Origin of the sequence: Micromonospora sp. NPDC005305 (assembly GCF_040607315.1) — a bacterium.
Classification (GTDB): Bacteria; Actinomycetota; Actinomycetes; order Mycobacteriales; family Micromonosporaceae; genus Micromonospora.
Map to the genome: position 1 here is coordinate 46,944 of NZ_JBEXGL010000033.1, position 6,309 is coordinate 53,252.

A 6,309-nucleotide genomic window follows, 5' to 3' on the forward strand; every position below is an offset into this window, starting at 1 on the left:
GTCAGCTCTTCTCCTTCTTCGCGCCGTAACGGCTGCGAGCCTGCTTGCGGTTGCGGACACCCTGGGTGTCCAGCGAGCCGCGGACGATCTTGTACCGCACGCCGGGGAGGTCCTTCACACGACCGCCGCGGACGAGCACGATCGAGTGCTCCTGCAGGTTGTGGCCGACGCCCGGGATGTAGGCGGTCACCTCGATCTGGCTGCTGAGCTTGACGCGAGCGACCTTGCGCAGCGCCGAGTTCGGCTTCTTGGGGGTGGTGGTGTACACGCGGGTGCACACGCCGCGCCGCTGGGGAGACCCCTTGAGCGCCGGGGTCTTGGTCTTGGTCGTCTTGGCCTGACGGCCCTTTCGGACCAGCTGCTGAATGGTGGGCACCGGGTTTCTCCGCTCCCTTCGGCCGCTGCGAGGCGACCGCGCCGTCTGCTCTAGCCGGCCTGATGGACGGCTCTCCTACATTCCAACCAGGGCCACCTGACGGGGTCCCAGCACCCGCGGTCGGGCGTGTCGCCCGAGTCACGGTTCCGGCCCGGTCACGTGCGTGTCCGACCGGGTTTTTGTCACCGGCGCAGGAAACTCCCGACGCCAGGTCTTGCGGCTCTGTCGTGCGGCCGCGCGATCACCGGCTCACCGGCTCCAGCGCACGCACGCATTGCCCGGGCTGGCCCGGGCACAAGGGGAAAGAGTACCTACCACAGCCGCGCCGGTCAAAACGGAGCGGCTCGGGAGAACCGCGTCGCGGTCCGACGGCCGATCACATCGTGCCCACGCGCCCGTCATGGGCACCTACGGTGACAAGTGTACCGGCTTCCACGGCGCTCGGCCCGGCGGCCCCGCTTCCACCCGCGCACCGGAGATCCCGGCATACCGGTCATTGCCGGTCAATGCGCGGCCCGACCGCCCGGCCCGGTCACGTGATCTGCACCACCAGGGCCAGAGCCAGCCCGGCCAGGCTCACCAGCAGGCCCACTCCCCCGCAACTGAGCCCGGCGACGGCCAGGCCGCGCCCGGTGAACCGGACCGCTGGCGGCGGCGCCGGCCGCCCGATCTGCCGCCGGGCCAGCAGCCCCGCCACGACGGCCGCCGTGCCGGCGATCACCCCCAGCACGGTGAACGCCCCGGCGGCCCAGGCGCCACCGTAGTTCCGCCCGGCCACGCCGAAGCAGAGGACCAGGAGCGACACCAGGATCGAGGCGACCCCGATCACCAGCGACCCGATGGCGAGCCCCGACGTGACCGGCGGCACGTCCAGGTGGACCACCCCGAACGGGGTGCCCGGGACCGCGTCGACGCGCTTCGGCGGGCGCGGCGCCTCGCGCGGGGGCGGCGGCACCGACGCCGGGGGCACCGGACCCCAGCCACCGCCGGCCGGCGCGCTCCCCGGCGCCGCCCACCCACCGCCGGGCGCCGGCTGGCTCCCCGGGTACGCCCCGGACGCCGGCAGGTTCCCGGGGTACGCCCCGGACGCCGGCCAGCCGGCCGGGGTCGACGGTCCGGGGGCGGCGGGAGACGGGTATCCGGTGTGCTGTGACGGGGAACCGGGCGGAGCCGACGGCCCGGCGGCGTACCCGGCGTGGTGTGCCGGGGGGCCGGGCGGCGCGGGCGGATACGGCCCGGCGGGCGGCCAGGACCCGGGCGGGGCCGACTGCGGCGGCCCGGCGGCGTCCGCCCCGGTGCCGGGGCGGGTCGGGTCGCCTCCCGGCGGCGGGGCCGGTTCCGTCACGGGGTCCTCCTGTCGACGTGGCGCGCCCACCGCGCGGCGGACACCGGCCAGGCTACCGTCGCGGGTCGCGCCGGCGGGGTCGGGCGCGTGCGGGCTCCCCCGCCCGGTCAGTCGACGTTCGGGGCGAAGTCGTGCCCGAACGGGGCGCCCGCCAGCCGGACCAGGCCGACCACCACGGCCGCCACGATCGCGACGGCCGCGAGCAGCAGGCCCGTCCAGGCCAACTGCTCGCCGCGGCGCAGCCAGCCGGCGCCGGTGAGGAAACCACCCGAGACGTACGCCTCCCGGCGGGCCTGCCGGGCCAGGGTGAGCGCGATGGTCGCGGGCACCACCCCGCCGACGAAGAAGCCGGTGAGCGCCCCGATCAGCCCGAGGGCGAAGACGGCGCGGGCCTTGGTCGAGCGGACCGGCTCGGGGTCGAGCGGATGGCGGTGCCCCTGCGGAACGACGGGCACCTGCCCGGGCACGGTCGTCATGCCCACCATCATGCCCCGACGCGCCACCGGAGGGTCCCACGGCCGCTCGACACGTCCGGGAACGCGGCGAGGCCCCCGGCGGGTGCCGGGGGCCTCGTCGTTTCCCACTGCTTAGCGGTACGACCCGAAGTCGAAGTCGTCCAGCGGCACCGCCTGGCCGCTGGCCGGCCCGAAGCCGTAGTCCGTCTCCGGGTAGCCGGTCATCGAGTAGACCTTGGCCTTCGCCTCCTCGGTCGGCTCGACCCGGACGTTGCGGTACTTGCTGATGCCCGTACCGGCCGGGATGAGCTTTCCGATGATCACGTTCTCCTTGAGGCCGACCAGCGAGTCGCTGCGCGAGTTGATCGCCGCGTCGGTCAGCACCCGGGTGGTCTCCTGGAAGGAGGCCGCCGAGAGCCAGGAGTCCGTGGCCAGCGAGGCCTTGGTGATACCCATCAGCACCGGGCGACCGGCGGCGGGCTCGCCACCCTCGCCGACGAGCCGGCGGTTCTCCGACTCGAACAGCGCCCGGTCGACCAGCACGCCCGGCAGGAACTCGGTCGAGCCGGAGTCGATGACCGTCACCCGCTTGAGCATCTGGCGGATGATGATCTCGATGTGCTTGTCGTGGATGAGCACACCCTGCGAGCGGTAGACCTCCTGGACCTCCTGGGTCAGGTGGACCTGGACCGCGCGCGGGCCGAGGATGCGCAGCAGCTCGTGCGGGTCGATGGTGCCCTCGGTGAGCTTCTCGCCGACCTCGACGTGGTCGCCGTCGTGCGCCCGGAGCCGAACCCGCTTCGAGATCTTGTCGTAGACGATCTCGTCGCTGCCGTCGTCCGGGATGACGACGATCTTGCGGGACCGCTCGCCGTCCTCGATCCGGATCCGACCCGGGGTGTCGGCGATGGGCGCCTTACCCTTCGGGACCCGGGCCTCGAAGATCTCCTGGACACGGGGCAGACCCTGGGTGATGTCCTCACCCGCGACACCACCGGTGTGGAAGGTACGCATCGTCAGCTGCGTACCCGGCTCACCGATCGACTGGGCGGCGATGATGCCGACCGCCTCGCCGACGTCCACGCTCTTGCCGGTCGGCAGCGAGCGGCCGTAGCACGCACCGCAGACGCCCAGCTTCGACTCGCAGGTGAGCACGCTGCGCACCCGCACCGTCTCGGTCCCGGCCGCGACGATCGCGTCGACCAGGATCGAGTTGAGGTCCTGACCCCGGTGGGCCACCACGGTGCCGTCCGGCCCCTTGATGTCGTCGGCCAGGGTACGGGCGTGCACGCTGGTCTCGGCGTGCTCGTGCACGACCAGCTTGCCGTCGAGCCGCTCGCCGATCTGCATCGGGATGGCGCGGTCGGTGCCGCAGTCCTCCTCGCGGATGATGACGTCCTGCGAGACGTCCACCAGACGTCGGGTCAGGTAACCCGAGTCGGCGGTACGCAGGGCGGTGTCCGCGAGACCCTTCCGGGCGCCGTGCGTGGAGATGAAGTACTCCAGCACGGACAGACCCTCCCGGTACGAGGCCTTGATCGGCCGCGGGATGATCTCACCCTTCGGGTTGGCCACCAGACCACGGATCGCCGCGATCTGCCGGAGCTGGAGCAGGTTACCGCGGGCACCCGAGTTGATCATCTTCCACAGCGGGTTCTCCTGCGGCAGCGCGGTGTCCATCTCCTTAGCGACCTCGTTGGTCGCCTTGGTCCAGATCTCGATGAGCTCGCCGCGACGCTCCTCGGCGGTCATCAGACCACGCTGGTACTGCTTGTCGATCCGGTCGGCTTCCTTCTCGTACTTGTCCAGAATCTCCCGCTTGCGCGGAGGAGCGATGACGTCCTCCATGCCGATGGTGACGCCGGACCAGGTGGCCCAGTGGAAGCCGGCCTCCTTGAGCCCGTCGAGGGTGGCCGCCAGGGCCACCTTCGGGAAGCGCTCGGCGAGGTCGTTGACGATCGCGGAGAGCTGGCCCTTGCGGATCTCGTAGTTCACGAAGCGGTAGCCCTGCGGCAGCGTCTCGTTGAACAGGACCCGGCCCAGGGTGGTCTCCACCGTCACCGGCTCGCCCTCGACCCAGCCCTCGGGCGCGACCCACGGCTCCGCGCCGGCGCCGTTGTCGACCCCGACGATGCCCCGCAGGCGGATCTTGACCGGGGTCTGCAGGTGCAGCTCACGGTTGTCGTAGGCCATCCGCGCCTCGGCGTCCGAGCTGAACGCCCGGCCCTCGCCCTGCCCACCGGGGGTGAGGTGGGTGAGGTGGTAGAGGCCGATGACCATGTCCTGGGTCGGCATGGTGACCGGCTTGCCGTCGGCCGGCTTGAGGATGTTGTTCGACGACAGCATCAGGATCCGCGCCTCGGCCTGGGCCTCGGCGGACAGCGGCACGTGGACCGCCATCTGGTCACCGTCGAAGTCGGCGTTGAACGCGGTGCAGACCAGCGGGTGGATCTGGATGGCCTTGCCCTCGACCAGCTGCGGCTCGAAGGCCTGGATGCCCAGCCGGTGCAGGGTCGGCGCCCGGTTCAGCAGAACCGGGTGCTCGCCGATGACCTCTTCCAGCACGTCCCACACGACCGGCCGCTGCCGCTCGACCATCCGCTTGGCGGACTTGATGTTCTGCGCGTGGTTGAGGTCCACCAGCCGCTTCATCACGAACGGCTTGAACAGCTCCAGCGCCATCTGCTTGGGCAGGCCGCACTGGTGCAGCTTGAGCTTCGGGCCGACCACGATGACCGAACGGCCGGAGTAGTCGACGCGCTTGCCGAGCAGGTTCTGGCGGAACCGGCCCTGCTTGCCCTTGAGCATGTCGGAGAGCGACTTCAGCGGGCGGTTGCCCGGACCGGTGACCGGCCGGCCGCGACGGCCGTTGTCGAACAGCGCGTCGACGGCCTCCTGGAGCATCCGCTTCTCGTTGTTGACGATGATCTCGGGCGCGCCGAGGTCGATCAGCCGCTTGAGGCGGTTGTTCCGGTTGATCACCCGTCGGTACAGGTCGTTCAGGTCGGAGGTCGCGAAGCGGCCACCGTCCAGCTGCACCATCGGACGCAGGTCCGGCGGGATGACCGGGACGCAGTCCAGCACCATGCCGAGCGGCGAGTTGCGGGTGTTCTGGAACGCCGCCACGACCTTGAGCCGCTTGAGCGCCCGGATCTTCCGCTGGCCCTTGCCGGACCGGATGGTCTCGCGCAGGCTCTCGGCCTCGGCCTCCAGGTCCATGTTCTGGACCAGCGCCTTGATGGCCTCGGCGCCCATGCTGCCGGTGAAGTACTCACCGAAGCGGTCGCGCAGCTCGCGGTAGAGCAGCTCGTCGGTGACCAGCTGCTTCGGCTCGAGCTTGCGGAAGGTGTCGAGGACCTCGTCGAGGCGGTCGATCTCGCGCTGGGCCCGGTCGCGGATCTGGCGCATCTCGCGCTCTCCGCCCTCCTTGACCTTGCGCCGGACGTCCGCCTTCGCGCCCTCGGCCTCCAGCTCGGCCAGGTCGGCCTCGAGCTTGGCGGCCCGCTTCTCGATCTCCGAGTCGCGGCTGTTCTCAGCCTGCCGCTTCTCGGCCAGGATCTCGTTCTCGATGGTCGAGAGGTCACGGTGACGCGCTTCGGCGTCCACGCTCGTCACGACGTACGAGGCGAAGTAGATGATCTTCTCGAGGTCCTTCGGGGCGAGGTCCAGCAGGTAGCCCAGCCGGCTCGGCACGCCCTTGAAGTACCAGATGTGGGTCACCGGAGCGGCCAGCTCGATGTGCCCCATCCGCTCCCGGCGGACCTTGGAGCGGGTCACCTCGACGCCGCAGCGCTCGCAGATGATGCCCTTGAAGCGGACCCGCTTGTACTTACCGCAGTAGCACTCCCAGTCCCGCTGCGGACCGAAGATCTTCTCGCAGAAGAGCCCGTCCTTTTCCGGCTTCAGGGTGCGGTAGTTGATGGTCTCGGGCTTCTTGACCTCGCCGTGGGACCACTGACGGATGTCGTCGGCGGTGGCGAGGCCAATGCGCAGCTCGTCGAAGAAGTTGACGTCGAGCACTATGTCCCCTATGTCGTCGTCTGTACTGCCTAGCTAACGGGCGGGGTGGGGGGGGGGGGGGCCCGGGGCCCCCCAAAACCCGCATAACACGAATCAACAGGTAGGGGGGGCGC

At 70.8% G+C, this 6,309-nt stretch carries 4 protein-coding genes; all 4 read right to left on the reverse strand.

Annotated features, from left to right (window positions below):
• Nucleotide 1 precedes the first annotated feature (1 nt).
• Nucleotides 2-376 carry a 30S ribosomal protein S12 gene (gene rpsL / locus ABZS80_RS31280; protein ID WP_007465318.1) on the reverse strand — a complete coding sequence of 125 codons (375 nt, stop codon included), beginning with the start codon at nucleotides 374-376 and terminating at the stop codon, nucleotides 2-4.
• 532 nt (nucleotides 377-908) lie between these two features.
• Nucleotides 909-1,331 carry a hypothetical protein gene (locus tag ABZS80_RS31285; protein WP_355061532.1) on the reverse strand — a complete coding sequence of 141 codons (423 nt, stop codon included), beginning with the start codon at nucleotides 1,329-1,331 and terminating at the stop codon, nucleotides 909-911.
• 497 nt (nucleotides 1,332-1,828) lie between these two features.
• Entirely contained in the window at nucleotides 1,829-2,197 is a 369-nt protein-coding gene (locus tag ABZS80_RS31290) for a hypothetical protein (protein ID WP_355061522.1), read from the reverse strand.
• Nucleotides 2,198-2,308: 111 nt separating this feature from the next.
• A complete protein-coding gene (locus tag ABZS80_RS31295; RefSeq protein WP_355061524.1) occupies nucleotides 2,309-6,196 on the reverse strand; it encodes a DNA-directed RNA polymerase subunit beta' in 3,888 nt (1,295 codons plus the stop codon).
• Nucleotides 6,197-6,309 lie beyond the last annotated feature (113 nt).

Excerpts from the sequence above, each read along its gene's own strand:
- ABZS80_RS31290 (WP_355061522.1), bottom strand. The coding sequence starts at position 2,197 with ATGACGACCGTGCCCGGGCAGGTGCCCGTCGTTCCGCAGGGGCACCGC.